Annotated in this window: 1 protein-coding gene; it reads left to right on the top strand. The window is 45.1% G+C overall.

Features of this window, described 5'->3' with window-relative positions:
* Window positions 1-235 (top strand): hypothetical protein (locus tag EOD29_RS36905; RefSeq protein WP_206520629.1); only part of this gene is annotated, 235 nt, incomplete at both ends.

Here is a 235-nt window from a genome sequence, read left to right as displayed (position 1 = left end):
AAACCTGATGCCTCCGAGAAAGGCACCGGAACCAAAAAAAATCGAAATCCCTTGTGTTTTCTCCTCCCCAGTGAAGTTCAAACACCTCAGTCTGTTGTAACACACGAAGATACAAGTGGCGATGTGGTCATAATAGTTCCGAAAACTTGCGTGCAAACCATCGTGTCTGTGGACAGCGATGCTGAACAGGCCGGCACTGAAAGTTCGGGTAAGAAATTTTTAGTGACAAAATTAG

This window comes from Mesorhizobium sp. M1A.T.Ca.IN.004.03.1.1 (genome assembly GCF_003997555.1).
Taxonomy (GTDB): Bacteria; Pseudomonadota; Alphaproteobacteria; order Rhizobiales; family Rhizobiaceae; genus Mesorhizobium.
This window is presented reverse-complemented; position numbering and strand designations above follow the sequence as displayed.